Source organism: Arthrobacter sp. zg-Y750 (assembly GCF_020907365.1).
Taxonomy (GTDB): Bacteria; Actinomycetota; Actinomycetes; order Actinomycetales; family Micrococcaceae; genus Arthrobacter_B.
On record NZ_JAJJOC010000013.1, the window covers coordinates 225,207 to 247,193 of the forward strand.

The 21,987-nt window shown below is 67.4% G+C and carries 19 protein-coding genes, 1 pseudogene and 1 riboswitch; of the genes and pseudogenes, 9 read left to right on the plus strand and 11 right to left on the minus strand.

Going from position 1 to position 21,987, the window contains the following annotated elements; genetic code table 11:
- Positions 1–20: 20 nt before the first annotated feature.
- On the minus strand, positions 21–1,658 hold the full coding sequence (gene abc-f / locus LOC57_RS08865; protein WP_229959204.1) for a ribosomal protection-like ABC-F family protein: 1,638 nt from the start codon (positions 1,656–1,658) through the stop codon (positions 21–23).
- Positions 1,659–1,757: 99 nt separating this feature from the next.
- Here abc-f and LOC57_RS08870 point away from each other — a divergent pair, with 99 nt between their 5' ends.
- Positions 1,758–2,651 (plus strand): arginase family protein, encoded by an 894-nt coding sequence (locus LOC57_RS08870; RefSeq protein WP_229959205.1) that lies wholly within the window; start codon positions 1,758–1,760, stop codon positions 2,649–2,651.
- A gap of 10 nt (positions 2,652–2,661) precedes the next feature.
- Here LOC57_RS08870 and LOC57_RS08875 read toward each other — a convergent pair whose 3' ends face one another.
- Entirely contained in the window at positions 2,662–4,182 is a 1,521-nt protein-coding gene (locus LOC57_RS08875; RefSeq protein WP_229959207.1) for a carboxylesterase/lipase family protein, read from the minus strand.
- A 185-nt stretch (positions 4,183–4,367) separates the two neighbouring features.
- On the opposite strand from LOC57_RS08875, the gene LOC57_RS08880 reads away from it, so the two are divergent.
- Both LOC57_RS08880 and LOC57_RS08885 read left to right on the plus strand, forming a co-directional pair.
- The gene (locus tag LOC57_RS08880) at positions 4,368–5,021 is read left to right on the plus strand and encodes an SDR family oxidoreductase (RefSeq protein ID WP_229959209.1); all 654 of its coding nucleotides are present in this window, start codon (positions 4,368–4,370) and stop codon (positions 5,019–5,021) included.
- A gap of 74 nt (positions 5,022–5,095) precedes the next feature.
- Positions 5,096–5,935, plus strand: a complete 840-nt coding sequence (locus LOC57_RS08885; RefSeq protein ID WP_227911246.1) for an SDR family oxidoreductase — start codon at positions 5,096–5,098, stop codon at positions 5,933–5,935.
- An 89-nt stretch (positions 5,936–6,024) separates the two neighbouring features.
- Here the strand turns inward: LOC57_RS08885 and LOC57_RS08890 are convergent, their stop codons facing one another.
- Positions 6,025–6,837: a lysophospholipid acyltransferase family protein gene (locus LOC57_RS08890; RefSeq protein WP_229959211.1), complete on the minus strand. Its 813-nt coding sequence runs from the start codon at positions 6,835–6,837 to the stop codon at positions 6,025–6,027.
- A 169-nt stretch (positions 6,838–7,006) separates the two neighbouring features.
- Here LOC57_RS08890 and LOC57_RS08895 point away from each other — a divergent pair, with 169 nt between their 5' ends.
- A complete protein-coding gene (locus tag LOC57_RS08895; RefSeq protein WP_229959213.1) occupies positions 7,007–7,939 on the plus strand; it encodes an alpha/beta fold hydrolase in 933 nt (310 codons plus the stop codon).
- Between the two features lie 207 nt (positions 7,940–8,146).
- Here LOC57_RS08895 and LOC57_RS08900 read toward each other — a convergent pair.
- A pseudogene (locus LOC57_RS08900) lies at positions 8,147–8,692 on the minus strand (glycosyltransferase family 2 protein); the annotation flags it as partial.
- A 192-nt stretch (positions 8,693–8,884) separates the two neighbouring features.
- Between LOC57_RS08900 and LOC57_RS08905 the strand changes: the two are divergent.
- Positions 8,885–9,937: a YeeE/YedE family protein gene (locus LOC57_RS08905; protein ID WP_229959215.1), complete on the plus strand. Its 1,053-nt coding sequence runs from the start codon at positions 8,885–8,887 to the stop codon at positions 9,935–9,937.
- Positions 9,938–9,970: 33 nt separating this feature from the next.
- Positions 9,971–10,198, plus strand: coding sequence for a sulfurtransferase TusA family protein (locus LOC57_RS08910; RefSeq protein WP_229959217.1), 228 nt, complete (start codon positions 9,971–9,973; stop codon positions 10,196–10,198).
- 5 nt (positions 10,199–10,203) lie between these two features.
- Here the strand turns inward: LOC57_RS08910 and LOC57_RS08915 are convergent, their stop codons facing one another.
- Both LOC57_RS08915 and LOC57_RS08920 read right to left on the minus strand, forming a co-directional pair.
- A complete protein-coding gene (locus tag LOC57_RS08915; protein ID WP_227911236.1) occupies positions 10,204–10,851 on the minus strand; it encodes a response regulator in 648 nt (215 codons plus the stop codon).
- A complete protein-coding gene (locus LOC57_RS08920; protein ID WP_229959219.1) occupies positions 10,848–12,125 on the minus strand; it encodes a sensor histidine kinase in 1,278 nt (425 codons plus the stop codon). The genes LOC57_RS08915 and LOC57_RS08920 overlap by 4 nt, the downstream gene beginning before the upstream one ends.
- A gap of 181 nt (positions 12,126–12,306) precedes the next feature.
- Here LOC57_RS08920 and LOC57_RS08925 point away from each other — a divergent pair, with 181 nt between their 5' ends.
- Both LOC57_RS08925 and LOC57_RS08930 read left to right on the plus strand, forming a co-directional pair.
- Entirely contained in the window at positions 12,307–13,398 is a 1,092-nt protein-coding gene (locus LOC57_RS08925; RefSeq protein WP_227911232.1) for an ABC transporter permease, read from the plus strand.
- Between the two features lie 65 nt (positions 13,399–13,463).
- Positions 13,464–14,216: an ABC transporter ATP-binding protein gene (locus LOC57_RS08930; RefSeq protein ID WP_229959221.1), complete on the plus strand. Its 753-nt coding sequence runs from the start codon at positions 13,464–13,466 to the stop codon at positions 14,214–14,216.
- On the opposite strand, the gene ligD is transcribed toward LOC57_RS08930, so the two are convergent.
- Positions 14,213–15,235: a non-homologous end-joining DNA ligase gene (gene ligD, locus LOC57_RS08935; protein WP_227911227.1), complete on the minus strand. Its 1,023-nt coding sequence runs from the start codon at positions 15,233–15,235 to the stop codon at positions 14,213–14,215. The two genes, LOC57_RS08930 and ligD, sit on opposite strands and share 4 nt — an antisense overlap.
- A gap of 46 nt (positions 15,236–15,281) precedes the next feature.
- Positions 15,282–16,502 (minus strand): MFS transporter, encoded by a 1,221-nt coding sequence (locus LOC57_RS08940; RefSeq protein WP_229959223.1) that lies wholly within the window; start codon positions 16,500–16,502, stop codon positions 15,282–15,284.
- A 431-nt stretch (positions 16,503–16,933) separates the two neighbouring features.
- Positions 16,934–17,087: riboswitch (cyclic di-AMP (ydaO/yuaA leader) on the plus strand.
- Positions 17,088–17,091: 4 nt separating this feature from the next.
- Between LOC57_RS08940 and LOC57_RS08945 the strand changes: the two genes are divergently transcribed.
- A complete protein-coding gene (locus LOC57_RS08945; protein ID WP_229959225.1) occupies positions 17,092–18,000 on the plus strand; it encodes a C40 family peptidase in 909 nt (302 codons plus the stop codon).
- Positions 18,001–18,152: 152 nt separating this feature from the next.
- Here the strand turns inward: LOC57_RS08945 and LOC57_RS08950 are convergent, their stop codons facing one another.
- Genes LOC57_RS08950 through kdpC form a run of 3 tightly spaced genes read right to left on the minus strand, consistent with a single transcriptional unit; the run spans position 18,153 to position 21,961 of the window.
- A complete protein-coding gene (locus tag LOC57_RS08950) occupies positions 18,153–18,827 on the minus strand; it encodes a response regulator (RefSeq protein WP_227911223.1) in 675 nt (224 codons plus the stop codon).
- On the minus strand, positions 18,824–21,355 hold the full coding sequence (locus LOC57_RS08955) for an ATP-binding protein (protein WP_227911222.1): 2,532 nt from the start codon (positions 21,353–21,355) through the stop codon (positions 18,824–18,826). Before LOC57_RS08955 ends, LOC57_RS08950 begins: the two co-directional genes overlap by 4 nt.
- Before the next feature lie 3 nt (positions 21,356–21,358).
- Complete coding sequence (gene kdpC, locus LOC57_RS08960) at positions 21,359–21,961, minus strand: potassium-transporting ATPase subunit KdpC (protein WP_227911221.1); 603 nt, start codon at positions 21,959–21,961, stop codon at positions 21,359–21,361.
- Between the last annotated feature and the right edge of the window lie 26 nt (positions 21,962–21,987).

A 21,987-nucleotide genomic window follows, 5' to 3' on the forward strand; every position in this document is an offset into this window, starting at 1 on the left:
GACCGGGTAGGCGCGGAAGACTACCCGAGCGACACCGTTCCACCCTGAACATGCCACCGCGTGTCGAGGCGGACGTTTTCCAGCAGCCGCCGGTCATGGGAAACCAGCAGGAGAGCGCCCTCGTAGCTTTCCAAGGCCTCTTCCAGCTGCTCGATGGCGGGCAGGTCCAGGTGGTTGGTGGGCTCATCCAAAACCAGGAGGTTCACGCCGCGGGCCTGCAGCAGGGCCAGCGAAGCGCGGGTCCGCTCGCCCGGAGACAGCGCATCGACCCGGCTGGCAACCTGATCGGCCTTGAGCCCGAACTTGGCCAGCAGGGTCCGGGCCTCCGCAGAGGACAGCTCCGGAACGGCCGCTTCGAAGGCGGTGCCCAGCGCCTGCGCCGGGTCCAGCTGCCCGCGGCCCTGGTCGATTTCCCCCACGGCAACAGAGGTACCCAGGGAGGCAGTCCCGGCGTCGGGCACCTCCCGGCCCAGCAGCAGCCGCAGGAGCGTTGATTTGCCGGCGCCGTTGGGACCCGTGATGCCGATCCGCTCCCCGGCGTTGACCTGAACAGAAACCGGACCGAGGGTGAATCCGCCACGGGTCAATGTGGCCTCGTTCAGCGTGGAAACCACCGAACTGGAACGCGGGGCGGAACCGATACGCAGTTGGAGCTGCCATTCCTTGCGTGGCTCCTCGACCTCGTCCAGGCGTGCGATCCGCGATTCCATCTGCCGGACCTTGCGGGCCTGCTTTTCGGAGGACTCGGTGCTTGCCTTGCGGCGGATCTTGTCATTGTCCGGGTTCTTCTTCATGGCATTGCGCACACCCTGGGAACTCCATTCCCTGGTGGTGCGTGCCCGGGACACCAGATCGGCCTTCTTGTCGGCGAACTCGTCGTACGCTTCCCGCGCATGGCGGCGCGCAACGGCACGTTCTTCCAGGAACGCCTCATAACCGCCCTCGTAGACCGCCACGCTGTTCTGCGCCAGGTCCAGCTCCACCACCGTGGTCACACAGCGGGCCAGGAACTCCCGGTCATGGGAGACCAGGACAACGCCGCCGCGCAGCCCGCGGACAAACTGTTCCAGCCGCGCCAGTCCGTCAAGATCCAGGTCATTAGTCGGTTCATCCAGCAGCACCACATCGAAGCGGCTCAGCAGCAGGGCCGCCAGTGCCGCCCGGGCCGCCTGCCCGCCCGAAAGACCGGTCATCTCGGCGTCCAGCCCAACGTTCAGTCCCAGGTCCGCAAGGACAGCCGGGGCCCGGTCCTCCAAGTCCGCGGCACCGGAGGCCATCCAGCGGTCAAAGGCCGCGGCGTAGGCGTCGTCGGCACCCGGGATTTCCTCGCCCAGGGCGGCCGCCGCCGCTTCCATGGCTTCCGTTGCCGCTGCAGCGCCGGTCCGCCGGGCCAGATAGGCGCCCACGGTTTCCCCGGCCAGCCGCTCGTGTTCCTGCGGGAGCCACCCGACAAAGGCGTCCGACGGCGAGGTGCTCACCGTTCCCGCCTGGGGTACCGCCGCCCCGGCCAGGAGCCGCAGCAGGGTTGACTTGCCGGCACCGTTGGCCCCCACAACGCCCACCACGTCGCCCGGGGCGACCGTCAGTGAGAGGTGTTCAAAGAGGGTGCGGTGCGCATGGCCGCCGGAGAGGTCGCGGGCGACAAGGGTTGCAGTCATACCTCCATCCTATTTTGTGCCGGCACTGTTTCCGTCCGGGAGGGCAGCGGTATGGTGGCTGGATTGCCGCCGCACCAGCCGCCGCACCAAAGGACTGCCATGACTGCCATGCATCCCTCGGGCCCCGGGGCCCTCCGGCTCATATTCCCCCAGTGGCAAGGCGCTGCCGGCGCCGGTGCCGTCGGCTCGCTGCCGGCGGGCCAGCCGCACCAGACCCAGCTGTCCTACCATCTGGGCCCGTCGCTCCTTGAGCTGCTCTCCCCCGAGCATGACGGACCCACGGCTTTTGTACCCGTCAGCACCGACACCTCCGAAGCCGCCGTCGAAACGGTGGACGGCATCTACGCCCGGTCTGCTGTGCTCCTGCAACTCCAGGAAGCCGTGCGGGTGATGCAGGAAGCGGATCCGCAGTCCGTGGTGACCTTCGGCGGCGAGTGCTCGGTAAGCGTTGCGCCGTTCAGCCATCTGGCCGCCCTGTACGGGGATGACTTGGCAGTGCTGTGGGTGGATGCGCACCCGGATACCGGTATGCCGGGCGACGGCTACACCGGCTTCCGGTCCATGTCCCTGGCCACCCTTGCCGGGCTGGGCGACCCGGAGTTCCTCGCCGCGCTGCAGGCGGTGGTGCCTGCGGGCAATGTCCTGCAGATTGGGCTGCGGGACTGGCAGGACCCGGGGATCGAAACGAAGCAGCGGCTGGGTATACGCAGCGTGGGAATCACTGACACCCCCGAGGACACCCGGCGGATCCTGGAGTGGCTCGCGCTGACCGGGGCCACCAAGCTGGCCATCCACGTGGATCTGGACGTCCTTGACCGGCGGGACTTCGCGGACAGGACAGGCTCCGGAACCCGCGGGGTCCGCGTTCCGGACCTGCTGCGCATCATGGATGCCGTGGGCGAGGCAGGGGAAATTGTCGGTCTGTCCCTTGCCCAGCATGCACCCCTGGAACTGCTCCGGCTGGGTGGGCTGCTGCGGGATCTTCCCGTCTGACCTCCCCGGCTCAGCGGTAGCCGCAGTAGCCGTTCCAGGCAAGCCGGCGGGCGCGGTGCGGATCCGGAACGATCAGATCCGTGGCGTCGAATACCTTGGTGGTCCGGCTGCGGCTGTCGTAGCCCGGCCACAGCGGGCCCGGATGTCCGGTCCGGGCGAAACGCAGCAGCGCCCCGCGGAAACGGTCCCCCACCGCAACGGCTGTGGACTTGCCGCCGGCCAAGGTCAGGAACCGGCCCGGCCCGGAGTCGTAGTTGCCGAACACCGCTGGGATATCCAGTCCGTGCGTGGCGCCCACGCCCAGGATCCGGGCCATCGTCGGGGCGTAGTCGAACCGGTAGGACCATACGGGGGCATGGGCGCTGTGGGCCTCTGCGACTTGGACGCTGGGCAGCCAGAAAACAGCGTCCCCGCCGACGTCGACCGCCTGGTGTTTGCCCGGGTAGCCCGGGTAGGCCGCCAGCACCTGGTCCTGCAGCTCCGGCGCGGTCCGGGCGAACATCTTCTCGATCCGATCCGGCTTGGTGGGGAGGATGTCTTCGAACCGGTCGAAAAGGGCCCCTTCACGGGACATGTTGCCGATGACCAGCGGCACGGGATGCGCTTTGCCCGTGCGGAACGCGTCGAGAGGATGCAGGGGCAGGAAATGCCCGTCCACCACCGGCGCCACGGCCCGCGTTCCGGGATCCGTCTCCGGGGCTATCCCGCGTGTCAGCCGCTGGGTTGCTTCCACCAGGCGCTCGGCCGGTATCCGGGCCAGCGCATCCGCTGCCCCGGCCTCGTCCACCCCCAGCAGTTCCAGCAGCGAAGCCGCCCATTTTTCCGGCAGGCCCGGTCCGTAGGCAGTGGCGGGCGCTGAACTCTGGGCGAATGCCCGGTGGAAAAGCCCCCGTGCGGACGGTACGCACATCAGGGCGGTGATCGACATGGCGCCGGCGGATTCGCCGAACACCGTGACGTTGCCGGGGTCACCGCCGAAGCCCGCTATGTTCCGCTGCACCCAGCGCAGGGCCGCCACTTGGTCCGCCAAGCCGAGGTTCACGTCAAAGGCCCGCTGTGCTGTCGAATAACGGCGGAAGTCCATAAACCCCAGGGCACCCAGCCGGTAGTTCATGCCTACGTAGACCACGTCGCCGCGAAGGACCAGGTTGGTGCCGTCATAGGCGGGGGCCGAGGCGGCGCCGGAGGTGAACGCTCCCCCGTGGAAATAGACCAGCACCGGGCGAGGTGCTGCCGGTTCGGGGGGTGCCGTTACGTTGATGGTCAGGCAGTCTTCATCCATGCGCGTCTTCGGGCCGGCCCCAAGTCCGGTGCGGCTCCGCACCTGGGGCGCCGCAGGCCCGTACCGTGTTGCGTCCAGCACATCGTTCCACGCCGCCGCCGGCTGGGGCAGGCGCAGGCGGCGTTCCCCGGTGGGCGGTGCCGCGTACGGTATCCCCCGCCAGGAACGCACACCGCGAAGGACCGTGCCGCGCACCAGCCCTTCCGTGGTCGCAACGGTCAGGTTCGGTTGAGCCGTAGTTATTGACACAGCTTTCCTTCCGCGGGTGTTCAAGGCACCGCGATCCTATCCGCGCCGGCCAAGCGCGGGCTACGGCTGCACCCCCTTCCGCTGGCAAATGAGCTAACCGAGGGCGGACGCACCCGGCCCCACTCCGCAAAATATCGACAGCATGCTTATGGTGGAGGAACCGTAATCAACGAAAGGAATGTCGAATGTCACGCATCGCCATTATCGGAGGGCACGGAAAAGTCGCACTGCACCTCGCCCGCCGGCTTACCGCATCCGGACACCAGGTCAGCTCGCTCTTCCGCAATCCGGAGCACACCTCCGACGTGGAACAGACCGGGGCCGACGCGGTGGTCGCCGACGTCGAAAACCTCTCCACGGAACAGCTCACCGAGCTGCTGAACGGGGCGGACGCCGTCGTCTGGACTGCGGGTGCAGGCGGCGGCAGCGCTGAGCGCACCTACGCCGTCGACCGTGATGCCGCCATCCGCTCCATGGACGCGGCCGAGGCCGCAGGTGCCCGGCGCTATGTGATGGTTTCCTACTTCGGGGCCGGCAAAAACCACGGCGTTCCTGAAGACGACTCCTTCTACTCCTACGCCGAGGCCAAGGCGGACGCCGATGAACACCTCAAGGCCAGCAACCTGGAGTGGACAATCCTCGGGCCCAGCGCACTGACCATGGACCCCGGAACCGGCCGGATCGAAACCGGGCCGGGCATCACCGGCGGGCAGGTCTCCCGCGAAGATGTGGCCCAGGTGGCCGCCGAAGTCCTGGACCGTCCCGCAACCATCGGCCGGACGATCGAGTTCAACAACGGCCCGACGCCGGTGGCAGAGGCCCTGGACTCCCTCGCCTGAGCCGGGTCTCTCGCTGGCGTTGTGCCGGCGGAACCGTCTAAAGTCCCGAACACCCCCCATCCGAAAGGAACACCATGAACCAGCCGGAGCAGCAGCAGGAAGTGCCGGGAACCCAGAAGGAGATGACGCCTGTCCCCGACTGCGGTGAAGAAACCTACCGCGGAAGCGGCAAGCTCACCGGCAAGGCAGCGGTCATTACCGGCGGTGACAGCGGGATCGGGCGCGCCGTGGCCATTGCCTACGCGCGCGAGGGCGCCGACGTGCTGATCTCCTACCTCAGTGAGGACGAGGACGCCCGCGACACTGCGCGCCTCGTGGAAGAAGCAGGACGGAAGGCAGTCCTGGTCCGCGGGGACCTGGACACTGCTGAGCAGTGCCGGAAAGTCATCAGCACTGCCGTGGAAGAGTTCGGCAAGGTGGACATCCTGATACACAACGCCGCCTTCCAGATGGACCGGGAAAACATTGAGGACATCCCGGACGAGGAGTGGGAGTACACCTTCAAGGTCAACATCAACGCGATGTTCTATCTGGTGAAGGCCGCCCTGCCGCACATGGGTCCGGGGTCCTCCATCATCGGCACCTCGTCCGTCAATTCGGATATGCCGGTACCCACCCTGGCACCGTACTCAGCCACCAAGTCCGCCATTGCCAACTTCTCCGCGAGCATGTCGCAGCTGCTTGGCGACCGGGGAATCCGGGTGAACAGCGTGGCTCCGGGACCCATCTGGACCCCGCTGATCCCCGCCACCATGCCGGCGGACAAGGTGGGTTCCTTCGGTGCGGACACCCCGCTGGGGCGTCCCGGCCAGCCCGCTGAGCTGGCGCCGGCCTACGTGCTGCTCGCCTCCGATGACGGGAGCTACATTTCAGGTGCCCGAATTGCCGTTACCGGAGGAAATCCCATCCTCTAGTTCCGGCGGCCGCTGAAAGCCGTACGCAACCAAAAGGACCAGCCGTGCAAACCGCACGGCTGGTCCTTTTCTTGGCACGCCCGGAAAAGCTAGCCGGTGATCTTGTACTTCTCCCGGTCCGCGGCATCCAGGACCCGCTGCTCTTCCAAGGCCATGGCGCTGCCGCCGCGGCTGCGCGGCATCCACCATGCACCGGGTTCGGCAGCCACCGGGTAGGTGTCAATGCAATGGTCTATACCGGCCTGCAGTTCCTCCTGCAGCCGGAGGGTCTCCTGTGCCACGTCCACGTCGCCGTCGAGACGGATCATTTCGCCCACGTGCACGCGCACCGGGTTCTTCCAGACGGACTTGAAGCTCAGCCCGTGCCCGCGGGTCATCATGCGGTGACCGCCCCACACGGAGACGGGAATGATGGGCACGCCCGCTTCGGCGGCCATGCGCACCGCACCGGTCTTCAGCTCGCGGACGGTAAAGCTGCGGCTGACGCCTGCTTCGGGCAGCACCGCGAGATAATCGCCGCCGCGGAGCTTTTCAACCGACTCCGTATACGCCGCTGCGCCGTCGGCACGATCCACAATGACGTGCTCGCACCAGTCGCATACAGCCTTCACAAAGGACTTCCTGGCGGCCTTCTTAGTGACCAGGAAGCGCATGTGGACCTTGAGCTTGCGCCACACCAGCAGCTCTGCGAAGGCGAAGTCCAGATAACCGAAATGCGTGATGGCTACTACTGCGCCCTTGCCGGGGACCACTTTCCGGTCCAAGCCGCGGATTTCCTCGTCCATCGGAAGGTTCTCCAGCCCGGACGGGATCACCGGGACAGAGAAAATGGCGCGGGCTGCAAGCCCCGTAAACACGATGCTTCGGTACACATACTTGTTGGGGGAACGCTTGGCAGGCAACGTCGGCTCCTGAGTTTGGGGGGAAAATCGGGGCAGGCAATAAAATCCTACCGTGGACACGCCGTCCCCGTTGCCGATCCCGTTGCCGCCGGCCTCCTTTCGTTGCCCGCGGCTCCCCCGCGGCTCCGGGGAGCAGACGGGAGCCGTACGGAGGGCTATCTTTTGAGCCATGGCCATTCGCGGGAAAGCCACGCCTGCCTCGGATCCCGCCGCCCTGGATCCCGCCGCGCTGGAGGATGCACGCCTGGGCAACGTGGACTGGATGCTGCATCCCCGGGGGTCGGTCCGCTCCCGCTTCGACGCCCCCAGCGGCTCCCTGGCGGCACTGAGCATGGGCGATCCGGAGGATCCGGCAGTGGTCCTGGTGCCCGGGGCCATGGGCTCGAAAGAAGATTTCTCCCTGATGCTCCCCGGGCTGGCTGCTGCGGGGTACTTCGCCTTCAGTTTTGATCTGGCCGGCCAGTACGAGTCGGCCGCCGCCGGCCCCGAAAACCTGGACCCGCCGCGCAGCCGGTACGACTACGACCTGTTTATCGCGGACCTGCTTGCCGTCCTGGCCGTCCATGGACCGGCGCACGTAGTGGGGTACTCATTCGCCGGCGTCGTAGTCCAGCTTGCGGCGCTGCGGCGGCCGGACCTGTTCCGCAGCATCGCCCTGCTTGGCTGCCCGCCGCGCGGCGGGCAGAGTTTCCGGGGCGTCAGCCGGATCGGCTGGCTCGCACCGCTGGTCAGCGACCGCCTCAGCGCCGACTTGATTGTTTGGGGCGTGCGGCGCAACTTCATCCGGGCCGACGCCGGGCGGATGAAGCTGGTCAACCACCGGTTCACCGTCACCCGGCGGGACTCCGTCCGGGACATGGTGGGGCTGATGCGCCATGCCCCGGACCTGCGGGCCGCCCTGGGGGCGTCCACGCTGCCGAAGTTCGTCGCCGTCGGCGAACATGACGTGTGGCCGGTGCGGCTGCACCGCGAATTTGCCGCGAGCATCGGCGCCTCGTTCGCCGCCTACGGCAGCGGGCACAGCCCGTGCGAGGAATCTCCGCACCAGCTCACGCGCGACCTGCTGCGGATGTACCGGTCCGCGGCGCCGGGCACGCCGTGAACTCCGCAGCCGGCGCCGCACCGTCCGCCGGTACCGGCGGCGTTCGCGCAGGCGGCGCAGCGGCGGTTCGCCGCGGAAATCCACTTTGAAGGTCACGTACGCCATGGCCACCCGGCGGTACACGTCTGCCCAGGTGTACAGCGGCCGCGCGGATACGCCCACCCGCAGGTGCCGGTCCCAGCGGACATCCATCTCCGCCCGCACCTGGTACCCCAGATCCAGGTCGTCATGCACGGGAGGGGCGCCGCGGTGCACCCGTCCGCGGAGGCGGGACCACATGCTGCGGTGGAAGCCGAAGTTCGACCCGAACAGCGGCGGATGCCCCATGAGCAGGCGCATGGACCACCGGTAGCCGCCGATATACAGATTCTGCGCAACCCAGCGGATCAGTGAGCCGGAGCCGTAAAAATCGCCGGGCCCCGTGACCGCGGTGTTTTCACCGGCGTCGAGCATGGCCGCCTCCAGTTGCGCCAGCCATGACGGGGGCGGCACCGAATCGGCATCAAGCCGGGCCAGCCATTCCCCGTTTGCCTCATCGAATCCGCGGAAGGTTGCCGCAGCCACTCCGACGTTGGGCTCATAGACGCGCCGGACGCCTGCGGCACGGCAGACGGCCGCGGTGCCGTCGGTGCTGGCGTTGTCCACCACCACAATCTCATCCGGTACCCGCGTCTGCTGCGCCAGTGCCCGCAGGCAGACGGCGAGCATCGCCGCGTCATTGCGGGCGGGAATTACCACCGAGATAGTCGACATCTCATCCTGACGGCCCGGTCCGGGTGGGGCTTTGTCGATTCTGCCATGCGCAGTGTCCACCGGCACGTCACGGGGCTTAACCCGCGGTAATCCCGGGCCATATTCCTTGGCTGCGGGAAACCTGCACAACTAGCGTTGCTGAACTGCGGCGGACACCCGCCGCAAAAGGTTCTTCCCCTAGGAGCAGTTGCAATGCTTGTTTCAGGCCTGCTGGTTGGCGTTGCCCTCGGTTTCGTGATGCAACGGGGGCGTTTCTGCGTCACCGGAGCGTTCCGGGACGTGTGGGTCACCCGCAGCACCCGCTGGCTTACCGCCTTCCTGGTAGTGGTGGCCGTGCAGAGCGTCGGCGTCTTCGCGCTCGACGCCGCCGGGGTCATCAGCCTCTCCGCCAACGCATTCCCGTGGCTGGCCACGATTATTGGCGGGTTTATCTTCGGTTTCGCCATAGTGCTGGCCGGGGGCTGCGCAACCGGCACCTATTACCGTGCCGGTGAAGGGCTGGTGGGCAGTTGGTTCGCCCTGGCCGCCTATGCCCTGTTCGCGGCCGTCATGAAGACGGGCCCGCTGTCCGGCTTCAACACGGCCATGCGCTCGGTGACCGTGGAACAGAGCAACTTCTATTCGGTGCTGGGAGTATCACCCTGGCTGTTTGTGGCCCTGCTGGTCGCCGGCGTCGGCCTGGCGGTCCGCCACCACCTGCGCAAGCCGAAGATCCGCCTGGCATCGCTGCCTCCGGCGAAAACCGGACTGGCGCACCTGCTGTTCGAGAAGCCGTGGAACGCCTTCGCCACCGCTGTAGTGATTGGCCTGATCGCCATTGCCGCGTGGCCGCTGAGCTGGGCCACCGGCCGCCAGGACGGGCTGGGCATCACGACGCCGTCCTCCAAGCTGGTGGGCTACCTGGTCACCGGTGATCCGGAACTGGTGGACTGGGGTGTGTTCCTGGTGATCGGCATCCTGCTTGGCTCCTACATTGCGGCCAAGGGCAGCGGCGAGTTCCGGGTCCGCGTGCCCGACGCCGCCACCGTCCTCAAGAGCTTGGGCGGCGGTGCCCTGATGGGCATCGGTGCCGCGCTGGCCGGCGGGTGCACCATCGGAAACGCCATGGTGCAGACCGCGCAGTTCAGCTTCCAGGGCTGGACGGCCCTGGTCTTTATGATCCTCGGCACCGGCCTGGCCGCGAAGCTGACCATCCTCAACCGCCGCTCGGCGCCTGCTCCGGCCCGCGTGCCCGCCGGCGTCTAACCCCACCCCCGCAAGAAGAAAAGGAACACCACAATGGCTCAGGTCACCCTGGAAACCAACGGATCCGTCTGCCCCTTCCCGCTCGTGGAAGCAAAAGAGGCTATAAAGACGCTGAACACCGGAGACGAACTCGTGATCAACTTCGACTGCACGCAGGCTACGGATGCCATCCCCCGCTGGGCGGCGGAAAGCGGCTACCCGGTTACGGACTTCGCCAAGACCGGGCCGGCAGAATGGTCCATTACGGTGCAGAAGGCCTAGCGGTATCAGGACCTGATGATCCGCAGCCGCTGCGCTTCGGCAATCGCGGCCGTCCGGTTATCCACCCCGAGCTTCCCGTAAATATGCACGAGGTGCGTCTTTACCGTTGCCTCGGAGATGAACAGCTGCCGCGCAATGGCGCGGTTTCCCAGCCCCGTGGCCAGCAGCTCCAGCAATTCGAGCTCACGGCTGCTGAGCGCTGCAACCGGGCTGCGGAGCCGGCCCATCAGGCGGGCTGCAACCTGCGGCGACAAGGCAGTCCGGCCTTCCACCGCTGCCGTCACGGCGGCGCGAAGTTCGTCCGGGTGTGCGTCCTTGAGCATGTACCCGGCTGCGCCGGCCTCGACCGCCGCGAGAATATCTGCGTCCGTGTCATAGGTGGTGAGGATCAGCACCGGCGGGCCGCCCGCTGCCCTAATCGCACGTGTGGCGGTGACCCCGTCCATGCCGGGACTCATCTGCAGGTCCATGAGCACCAGGTCCAGGGGCGTTCCGAGAGCCTCCTGTTTCCGGACCTCCTCCACGGCCGCCGCGCCGTCGGCTGCCTCGGCTGCCACCGTCAGGGAATCGGAGTCTTCCAGCATGGCCCGCAGCCCGGCCCGTACCACGGGATGGTCATCGACCAGCAGCAGGCGCAGTTCCGCCGCCGTCATGTTCCGGACCTCCGGCGGAGCGGAAGGCTGATCGCCACCACGGTGCCCTCTCCGGGAGCAGACTCCACGCTCAGCGTTCCGCCGAGGTCATCAACCCGCTGCCGCAGTGAAAGCAACCCGAAACCGCTGCCGTCCGCGCGCGGCACCTCCGGAAGCAGGGCCGGATCGAAGCCGGCGCCGTCGTCGAACACGTCCAGTGTCACGGCGTCATCGCCAAAATTCAGGGTCACTACCGCGTGTGACGCGCGGGAGTGGGACAGGACGTTGGCCAGCGACGCCCGGGCGGCCCGCAGCAGCGTGGTTTCCTCTGCTTCGGTCATAGCCCTGGGTTCCCCGTCCACGCGCAGCGTGCACTCCAGGACGCGTCCGCCTGAGGCTGCCTGCCTGGATACCTGGGCGCACAGGCGTTCCAGTCCCGCGGTCAGCGAGCCACCGTCTCCGGTGGCGGCAAGGCCGCGCACAAACCTGCGGGCCTCCGCCAGGTTCTGCGCAGCCGTCTCCTGCACCGTGGCCAGGCGTTCCCGGGCAAGGCCGGTGTCTCCGTTGTCCATGGCGGTGCCGGCGGCACGGGACATCAGGACAATGCTGGAGAATCCCTGCGCCAGGGTGTCATGGATTTCGCGTGCCAGCCGGGTTCGTTCGGCAAGCACTCCCGCATCATGCTGGGACAGGGCTAGCTCGCTGCGGGTGCGTTCCAAGTCCTCCAGAGCGCGTTGCTGACGGACGCTTTCAGCGTGCAGCGTTGAGTAGGCGGATCCCATGACTACGGCAAAAAGGGCGCCGATCAGCGGGCCAAGGACGTCGGCGAATGTGAACATCCCCGTGTGTGCCCAGCGGGCCACCGTCACGGCCGCCGCCATGCACCCCACAGCGACCAGGGCCGGCCAGGTCCGCAACAGGTGCAATGCCAGGAAAAACAGCGGAAATGCCAGCCAGGCGAAATCCTCGCTGAGCACCAGCAGAACAAGCCACAGTCCCGTTACGAGCGCCAGCCAGCCTGTGCCGTAGCGTTCCGGGTCCGGGCCCAGGCCCTGTGCTGCGTACCTCTGCTCGGCCACCGTGCCCGCCAGGTAGACGACGGCGAGCAGCAGGCTGCCGGTGTAGGCCGCAGCAAGCAGCGCGGTACCCGGGCGATCCAAAGTCAGCTGGAACAGCGCCAGGGCCAGCAACCCCGCGAAAGCTACGTGCAGCGCCACCCGCAGGAACCGCAGCACGGTGCCGGACGGTACGGCCGGGGCCCCGCTGCCCCGGCTAACCGTGTTCGGCGTGCTCATGCACCCAGCCTAGGCGGGCCCGGAAGCACAGGCATCAACCAATCGGTTGAACGGGGGATCATCCGCCCGTCCGCCGCAGATCAACCACGCCCCTGATGGTTTCAGGTTCCCGCTGCCGGAGGGTTGAAGAGTAAGCATTCCCGGCCGTTTCGACGGCCATCTGACAGGAAGGAAATCACCCGTGTATCTGGCATTGAGGGACCTCCGGTTCGCCAAAGGGCGGTTCGCCCTCATGGGCAGCGTCGTCGCCCTGATTACCCTGCTTCTGGTGCTGCTCTCCGGCCTGACGGCCGGACTGGGCAACCAAAACACCGCCGCTATCAAGGGTCTGTCCTCCGCCGGGGCGGACACGGTGGCCTTCGGTGCACCGGCCGGCACCGACCCCAAGGTGTCCTACACCGAGTCTTCCGTCACGGCCGGACAACTCGCCAGCTGGCGGGCGACCCCCGGAATTGACCGGGCCGAGCCTCTGGGTATTGCCCAGACCCGGGTCCTCGGGGGATCCAGCGCCAACGTGGCACTCTTCGGGGTTGAGGAAGGCAGTGTCCTGCCGCCGGATCCGGTCCGGGACGGTGAGCTGCTCCTGGATTCCGAGACTGCGGGGTTGCTGTCGGTCGAACCCGGCGACGACGTCCGGGTGGGCGGGGAGGTGCTCCGGGTTGGGGCACCTGTTGAGCCCACGTATTACAGCCATACCCCGGTGGCGTGGACGTCCCTTGCCAGTTGGCAGGACGCGTCGCATGCGGGCAGCACCACAGATGCAGAAGACAGCCCTGCAGCCACCGTGATTGCGGCAGCGGGCACAGACGACGCGGCCGCAATCGCTGACCGCACTGCTGGAACGGTTTCCACGGACGTACGGGGCTCGTTCAGCGGGCTGGGTTCCTACAGCTCGGAGAACGGTTCGCTGGTGATGATGCAGGCCTTCCTCTATGGCATTTCTGCCTTGGTGGTAGTGGCTTTCCTTGCCGTCTGGACTATCCAACGGACCCGTGACATTGCGGTGCTGAAAGCCCTCGGCGGAAGTTCCGCCTACCTCATGCGCGACGCCCTTGCCCAGGCCGGAATCATCGTGGCCTCCGGAGCCGTCGTCGGGGGGCTGCTGGCTGTGCTTGCAGGCACCCTCGCGGGCAGCGCCGCCCCGTTCCACCTCACCCTTGCCACGGCTCTGCTGCCCGTGGCGGGCATTGTCCTGCTTGGACTGGCCGGGTCCGCGGCGGCCGTACGCAGCGTCACGAGGGTGGACCCGCTGACGGCACTCGGCGGCAACTAGGCCCGCCCGGCCGGACCAACGGCCGCTTCCCCTTCCCCACCTTCAATCAAAGGAGCACACAAGCCATGTCACACTCAGCCCCTGCAGGAGCACCGGCACCAGCGGCACCAGCCGCACCGGCAGCGCCGGCGGCCCTGGAGCTTCAGGCAGTCACGCTGGAGTACCCCGACGGCGGCGGTACGCTCAAGGCGCTGGACAACGTCGATCTCCGGGTACCCCGGGGGCAGATCCTTTCCCTCGTCGGACCCTCCGGCTCGGGAAAGTCCTCCCTGCTGGCCGTCGCCGCCACACTGATCGCCCCCACCAGCGGGACCGTCACGGTAGCGGGAACCGACGTCGGGGACCTCAACGACGCCGGCCGGACTGCCCTGCGGCGCAGCGGGGTGGGGATTGTTTTTCAACAACCCAACCTCCTGGCCTCACTGACCGCCGCGGAGCAGCTGGTCATCACTGACCGGCTGCGGGGCAAAGCCGGTCCGGCTTCGGAACGGCGCGCGTTGGAACTGCTCGAACTCGTGGGCCTGGCACACGAAGCCGGAAAGCGTCCCCACCAGCTTTCCGGAGGACAGCGCCAGCGGGTGAACATCGCCCGGGCGCTGATGGGCAGCCCGTCGCTGCTGCTCGTGGATGAACCAACCGCTGCCCTCGACACTCAACGGTCCGAATCGATCGTGCAGCTCCTGGTGAAAGTGACCCGGGAATTCGGGCTGGGCACCGTGATGGTCACCCACGACACAGGATTCGTCCCGTTGACGGACGCAGTGGCGGGCATGGTGGACGGGCGTCTCGGTGCTCCCGCCCACCCGGAGTCCCTCTAATCCTTCCGGCGTGCCCGGCTGGGCTGCACCCGGGGCGGCTCACCGGGCATTTTGGGATAGTCCGGCGGGAACGGCAGCTCGCCCAGCCCGTTGGACACATCCCGTTCCCACCATTGGAGCAGGACGTCGATGGATCCCGGGTTCCGGTACATGTCCGCCCACGGGTCCCCTACCGTGCGCAGCCGTTCCGGAATGGTGGCGATGGTGAAGTCCGCCGGATGCACGTGCTCCAGTTCGTCCCAGGTAATCGGGCAGGAAACCGGTGCATCCGGCAAGGCCCGCGGACTGTAGGCACCTGCCATGGTGCGGTCCCGGTTGGCCTGGTTGAAGTCCACGAAAACGCGCTCTCCGCGCTCCTCCTTCCACCACGCCGTCGTCACCTGCTCCGGCATCCGGCGCTCCACCTCCCGGGCCGCGGCGATCACCGCGTGCCGCACCTCCAGGAATTCATGCTCGGGCCGGATCGGGGCAAAGAGGTGGATGCCGCGGTTGCCCGAGGTCTTGATGAATGCCTCCAGGCCGGCCTCGGCCAGGATGGTGCGCAGCTCTTGGGCCGGGCGGACGGCGTCGTTGAAATCGGTTCCCGGCTGCGGGTCCAGGTCTATGCGCAGCTGGTCCGGGTTGTCCGTGTCTTCCGCCCGGGACGGCCACGGATGGAACACCACGGTGTTCATCTGCACGGCCCAGACGGCGGCGGCCGGCTCGTCCAGCACCACCTGCGGATGGGACCGGGCGCTGGGGTACTTCACGGTGACCCCTCGCATCCAGTCCGGCATGCCGCGCGGCGGGTTCTTGGAGAAGAAGACTTCGCCGCCGATGCCTTCCGGAAAGCGTTCCAGCGACACCGGCCGGTCGCCGTTGGCGCGGATGAAGGCCTCGCCCACCTCGGCCATGTAACGGGCCAGGTCGAGTTTGGTGATACCCGGCTTGGGCCAGAGCACCCGCCCCGGACTGGAGATGCGGACCTGCCGCTCCCCTTCCGGACCGGGAACGGTCAGGGTGGTTTCCTCACGTGCCATGGGCCTGCTTCCCCTCTAAGGACCTGTGATCCACGAGGTTACCGTGTCAGGCGGCAGGAACGCCCAGCTTGGGATCCACCGGTGTGCCGGGGCGGACATTCTTGCGGCCGTGCACAAAGTGGTACAGCACGGTGGATGCCAGCACGACGGCGGCCAGCACCCAGTACATTCCGTGGTACCCGGTAACCGGCAGGAGCATGCCCAGCAGCAGCGGCCCCACGCCAATGCCTGCGTCCATGAGGATGAAGAACGTGGAGGTGGCCAGCCCGATCCGGTGCGCCGGTGCCATGCTGACGGCGATCGCCTGGGCGCACGGCATCAGGGCGCCGAATCCGAAGCCCAGGAAGATCCCGGCCACGGCCAGAACGGCGTTGTTGGGTGCGTAGGCAAGCAGGGCCAGGCCGGCGGCGAAGGACACCAGAGTCGGGTAAATCACGGCATTGTCGCCGTGGCGGTCCTGGATGCGTCCCACAAAGAGCCGGGACACCAGCACCACCGCGGCATAGACCACAAAGAAGAGGCTGGCACCGAGGACCAGGCCCTCGGACTGGGCGTAGGAGTTCAGGAAGGACAGGACCCCCGCGTAGGCGGCGCCGGCTATGAACATTACGGAGGCAATGGACAAGGCTCCGGGATCAATGATGTCCGTCAGGTGCATCCGCCACTTGTTCTTCTGTTCCTCCGGCGTGGGCGTGCGCTCGGGCAGGCGCAGCACCAGGGACAGGACAAGTGCGACCGCGGCGCAGGCGGTGGTGACCAGGAAGAGGGCGCGGTAACTCACCGAATCCACCAGCATGACGGCGAGGAACGGCCCGACGGCGGTGGCCAGTGTGGTCGAAATGCCGAAGTAGCCGGTGCCTTCCCCGCGCCGGTTGATTGGGATTAGCCCCATCACGGACGCGGAAAGGCTCGTGCTGGCCGCGCCGAACGCTGCACCGTGGATGATCCGCACGGTAAGCAGCAGGGCCAGGCTGTCCGCCGGGATGTACAGGAGCGCGGCCACAACGAAGACGGCCAGGCTGACAATCAGCAGCCGGCGCCGTCCGACAAAGTCGAGGAACTTGCCCGCGAAAACCCGGGCCAGCAGGGCGCCGATAACAAAGGAGCCGGATGCGAAGCCGCCGGCGCTGTCCGAGGCCGCGAATTCCTCAACGGCATACAGGGCCATGCTGGTCATCAGCAGGTAGAACACCATTGAGAGGAACAGATTGGTGATGATCGCCAGCACAAATCCCTTGGTCCATAATTTCTGACCGCTGCCAGCCACTGCGTTCTCCTGTTTTCTCCGATACGCGCCGCCACCGATTGGAAGGCGACCTAACGATCTTACGCGCGGACACGGGCGCCCGGGCTGCTGCGGAAGGAAAAAGCGACGAAGGCCACAGGACTGCGGGGTAGCGGAAAAGCCATCAGGGGCATCAGGAACCACACACGTATCACTTCCCGGGCGCACCGCCACCCGGATGCGGCCCCGCAGCAGCCGGACCGAGACGGAACGGCCCGGAATTTCCGGTGCCAGAGTGACTAAACAGGAGCAAAGTAAATACCTGCGCCTAGCACACAGCGGCGCCACTCACACCCTCCAGAGAAGCTGCTCACTAAATGGTTATCCAACCGTAACCGTCTCGTATGGTTGAACGCATGCCGCTTTCTGATGCGGCTCCCCCGGGCTTGTTACCTAGCTCTGCCGCTGGTCCGGGGTCCACAGAACGCAACACCACGGCAGAGGCGGGGGAACCAATTATGGGTTCCTTGAATCCTTGGGGTTAAGCCAAACCGGATTCAATCCGGTCGGCCGGGTGACTCCCATCCGCATCCGACAGCTCACCTCGCAGGTATCGGGAGAGGTTATCTACATGTCTTTCAACAAGTCCCAGGGACGCCACCGCGCCGAGACCACCGGCGTTTGGTCCACCATCTCACTGGCCACCGCTACCCGCGGACGGACTATCGGCAGCACCGCAGCCGTTGTCGCCGCAGGTTCGGGCCTGATGCTCGGCATGGCAGCACCGGCCTCCGCCGGCGTTGTCTCCAACGACAACTACACACCCACCCAGACCACGGCACCCGCCGCACCGGTTGCTCCGGCTGCTCCGGCTGCCGCCCCCGTAGTTGAGGCTGCTCCCGTGGCCGCTCCGGCTGCCGCTTCCACCCACACCGTAGTTGCCGGTGACACCCTCGGTGCCATCGCCAGCACCTACGGTACGAGCCTGGAGAACATCCTCTCCCTCAACGGCCTGTCCATGGCCTCCGTCATCTACCCCGGTGACGTTGTGGCCTTGTCCGGTGACGGCGCTGCTGCTGCCCCCGAGCTCAGCTACGCTGCCGCGTCCTACTCCACCGAGGCGTACGCCGCTCCGGTCCAGGCCGCTGCCGCCAACACCGGCGTGATCAGCACGCAGGCCACCTCCGTGACTCCGGCTCCGGCCGCTGCACCGGTGGGCGGCACCAACGCCATCATGCTGGCCTCGGCCTACTCGCAGCTGGGCGCAGCCCAGGACTGCACCGTGCTGGTTGAGGTTGCGCTCCGCGCCGCCGGCCACTCCGTAGGCGACCTTGCTCCCGCCCAGCTGGCGGCATACGGCACCCAGGTCTCCACCCCGGAGCCCGGCGACATGGTCTACTACGCCGACGGCGGCATGGGCCTGGCCCACATTGCCATCTACGTAGGCAACGGCGAAGCCATCCACAGCGGCTGGAACGGCAACCAGACCGTAGTCCAGTCCGTCAACGTCGGCTCCGGCCCCGTGTTCTACCGCGCATAAGGCTTCACCGCCCTATCGCACGGCCGGCAGGCGTTAGTCCGCTGACCAAACAGAGCGTCCGTTCCCTTCCCGGGAACGGACGCTCTGTTGTTAAGTGTCCTTGACGTTATCTGCCCAGGCCCTTGTGGAATCCCGCGGACCGGAGCGGGCCGTCAGGGCACAAACCGGTATCCCATGCCGTGTTCGGTCAGCAGGTGGGCGGGACTGGCCGGATCGGCCTCCAGCTTCCGCCGCAGCTGGCCGATGTACAGGCGCAGGTAGCCGGAGTCCGTTGTTCCGGGACCCCACACGTTGTGCAGCAGGGTCTGCTGGGTCACCAGCATCCCGGGATGGGCCAGCAGTTCGGAGAGGAAGCGCCACTCGGTAGGCGTCAGCCGGACGTCGGCGCCGTCCTTGAGGCGGGCGATCCGCCGGGCGGCCAGGTCCACGCGGACCGCGCCGAACGTGATCTCGCTGGGCCCGGCGGCGGCCGGCACCCGGCGGGACAGGGCACGGATCCGGGCCAGCAGCTCCTCGGTGGAAAACGGCTTGGTCACATAGTCGTCAGCCCCCAGGTCCAGGGCGCGGACTTTGTCTGCCGGGTCCACCCGGCCTGACACCACCAGGATGGGCACCGCACTCCACCCGCGGACCGCTTCAATAACGTCCATCCCGCTGAGCCCGGGCATTCCCAGGTCCAGGACCAGCAGGTCCGGATGCGTGTCCACCGCCTTCCGGATGGCAGCGCTGCCGCTTTCAGCCGTCACTACCTCGTACCCGTACGCGCCCAGGGTGATGCGCAGGGCGCGCAGGATCTGGACGTCGTCGTCCGCTATCAGAATCTTCATCCCGCCACCGCCCGATTGGACCGTCCCGGGATGGAAACCCGTGCTGCAGCCGGCAGCGAGAGGACCATGGTCAGCCCGCCGCCGGGGGTGTCTTCGGTTTCCAGTGTTCCGCCCATTCCTTCCGTAAATCCTTTTGCCAGTGCCAGGCCAAGCCCCAGTCCGGTGGAGTTATCCGTGTCCCCCAGCCGCTGGAAGGGAACAAATATTTCCCCCTTCCGCTGTTCGGGAACACCGGGACCCGAGTCTATGACGCGGATTTCCACCCGGCCGGCAAACTCGCTGACGGACAGCACCGTCTTGCTGCCCTCCGGACTGAAACGCATTGCATTTGCCAGCAGGTTCACCAGCACCCGCTGCAGCAGCACCGGGTCAGCTGTGACGGTGCGCTGGACGGAGGGAATTTCCAGCTCGACTTCGGCGGGGCCCAGTTCCAGCTCCTCCAGTGCCGGCAGTACCGCGTCGGCCACGTCCACCGGTGCCAGGCTCACGCCCACCACCCCGGCCTGGAGCCGGCTGACGTCCAGCAGGCTCGTCACCAGGCCGGACAGCGAGGCAAGGGACTCTTCCGCCGTGGCCAGCAGCTCATTCCGGTCCTGTTCGGACCAGGTGACGTCGGTAGCGCGCAGGCCCGTGACGGCAGCAGTGGCGGCGGTCAGCGGCCGGCGCAGGTCATGCCCGACGGCGGCCAGCAGGGCCGTGCGGACCTTGTCGGCTTCGGCCAGCGAGCCGAGGCCGCGCGCGGTTTCGGTCAGTTCCCGGTGCTCCAGTGCTGCCTCCAGCTGCGCGGTGATGACCGCCAGCAGCCGGCGGTCCGAGGCAGCCAGTTCACGGCCCCAGAGGTCCAGGAAGCCGTTCTCCCCTACCGGCAGGCGGGTGAACGCAGGGTCTTCGGGTTCGGCCTTGTCCGGCCAGTCGCCGTCGGAGTACAGATCCGCTCCGTCCACCCGCAGCCGGGCCGCGCTGACATTGAACGCCTCCCGGGTGCGTCCCACCAATGCTGCCAGGGCGTCCTCGCCGCGCAGCACGCTGCCTGCCACGGATGCGAGCAGCTCTGATTCCGAGGCGGAGCGCCGGGCGGTGCGCGCGCGCCGCGCCGCAGCGTCCACCACGTAGCTGACCAGCATCGCATTGACCACATAGAGTCCCAGCGCCAGCATGTGCGACGGCGTGGCCACCGTCACGGTGTAGAGCGGTGAGATGAAGAAGAAGTCCAGGGTGAGGCCCGAGAGCAGCGCGGCGAACAATGCGGGCCAGATACCGCCGACCAGGGCCACAAGGATCACCAGCAGCTGGTAGCTCAGGACGTCGCCGGTAATGGTTTCCGCGCTTTGGGCGGCCACCAGGGCGGCGGTGAGCAGCGGACCGCCCACCAGCGCGAAGGCGAAGCCCAGCAGGCGCCGGCGCATCGAGAGGGCGCTGCCCAGGTGCGGCAGCACCAGGGTCCTGGCAGCGGCCGAATGGGAGACCATGTGCACATCAATGTCGCCCGACTCGCGGATGACCGTCGCCCCGATCCCCGGACCGGACAGCAGGGCGGCAATCCGGGGCCGGCGGCTGACGCCGATCACCAGCTGCGTGGCGTTGACCCCGCGGGCAAAGTCCACCAGGGCCTGCGGAATGTCATTGCCCACCACCTGGTGGAAACTGCCGCCCAGCTTTTCCACCAGCGCCCGCTGGGCCGCGAGCTCGCCGGGCTGCGGGCCGCTCAACCCGTCGTTCCCGGAAACGTGCACGGCAAGCAGCTTGCCGCCCGCGGAACGGGCGGCAATCCGTGCACCGCGACGCAGCAGGGTGTGCCCTTCGGGGCCGCCGGTCAGGGCCACCACCACCCGCTCCCGCGCCTCCCATTTACGGTTGATGCCGTGCTCGGCCCGGTACCGGTTCAACGCCGAATCCACTTCGTCCGCCAGCCACAGCAGGGCCAGCTCGCGCAGTGCCGTCAGGTTCCCCAGCCGGAAATAGTTGGACAGGGCAGCGTCCACCCGTTCAGCCGGATAAATGCACCCTTCGGAAAGCCGGCCCCGCAGGGACTGCGGGGCCAGGTCCACCAGCTCCACCTGGTCCGCCTCGCGCAGCACGGCATCAGGCACCGTTTCGGCCTGCAGGGTGCCGGTGATCTGCTCAATGACGTCGTTGAGTGAATCGATGTGCTGGATGTTCACCGTGGACAGGACGTTGATCCCTGCGTCCAACAGCGACTGAACGTCCTGCCAGCGCTTCTGGTGCCTCAGGCCGGGGGCATTCGTGTGCGCCAGTTCATCCACCAGCGCATAGTCGGGGCGCCTGGCCAGCAGGCCGTCCAGGTCCATTTCCGCCAGGTCCAGTCCGCGGTGCGGCACGTTGATCCGCGGCATGGTTTCCAGCCCCGCGGCCAGGGCGGCTGTGCCGGCCCGGCCGTGGGTTTCCACCAGTCCCACAACGACGTCGCGGCCCTCCCCGTGGAGGCGGTGCCCTTCCTCGAGCATGGCGTAGGTTTTCCCCACGCCGGGCGCCGCCCCCAGAAATACCCTTAGTTGTCCCCGCGTCATGGACTAAGTGTCCAGCTCCGCCAGTGAAATGTTCAAAAGCAACACGTTCACGCCCTCCCGTCCCAGGAGATCCGTCCCTTCGGTAGCCTCGGTTACCAGTTCCTGTACCTCCGTTTCGCTGAGCCCGCGTGCAGCGGCAACCCGCGGTACCTGCAGCTGAGCGTATTCAGGGCTGATGTGGGGATCCAGGCCGGAACCGGAGGCCGTAACGGCGTCCGCGGGCACCTCTTCCGGGGCAACCCCTTCGGTGTCCGCCACGGCCTGCCGGCGTTCGGCGACGGCCGCGGCAAGGTCCTCGTTGAGGGGGCCCAGGTTGGAGCCGCTGGAGGCTCCGCCGTCATACCCGTCGCCGGCGGCGGACGGACGGGACTGGAAGAACTCCGGCAGCGGCACGCCGTCGCCGTCCGTGAAGGACTGCCCGATCAGCGCTGAGCCGACGTCGGTTCCACCGGAACTGACCATGGAACCGTTGGCGCGGCCGGGCAGGGCGACCTGCCCCACGGCCGCCACCGCGAACGGATAGGCCAGGCCAAGCACCAGGGTCAGCACCGCCATGGCGCGTACGGCAACGCCGAGCTGGCGCATGCTGCTGCGGACGGGATTCATTTGTTGCTCCTAAAGCTGGGAATGGT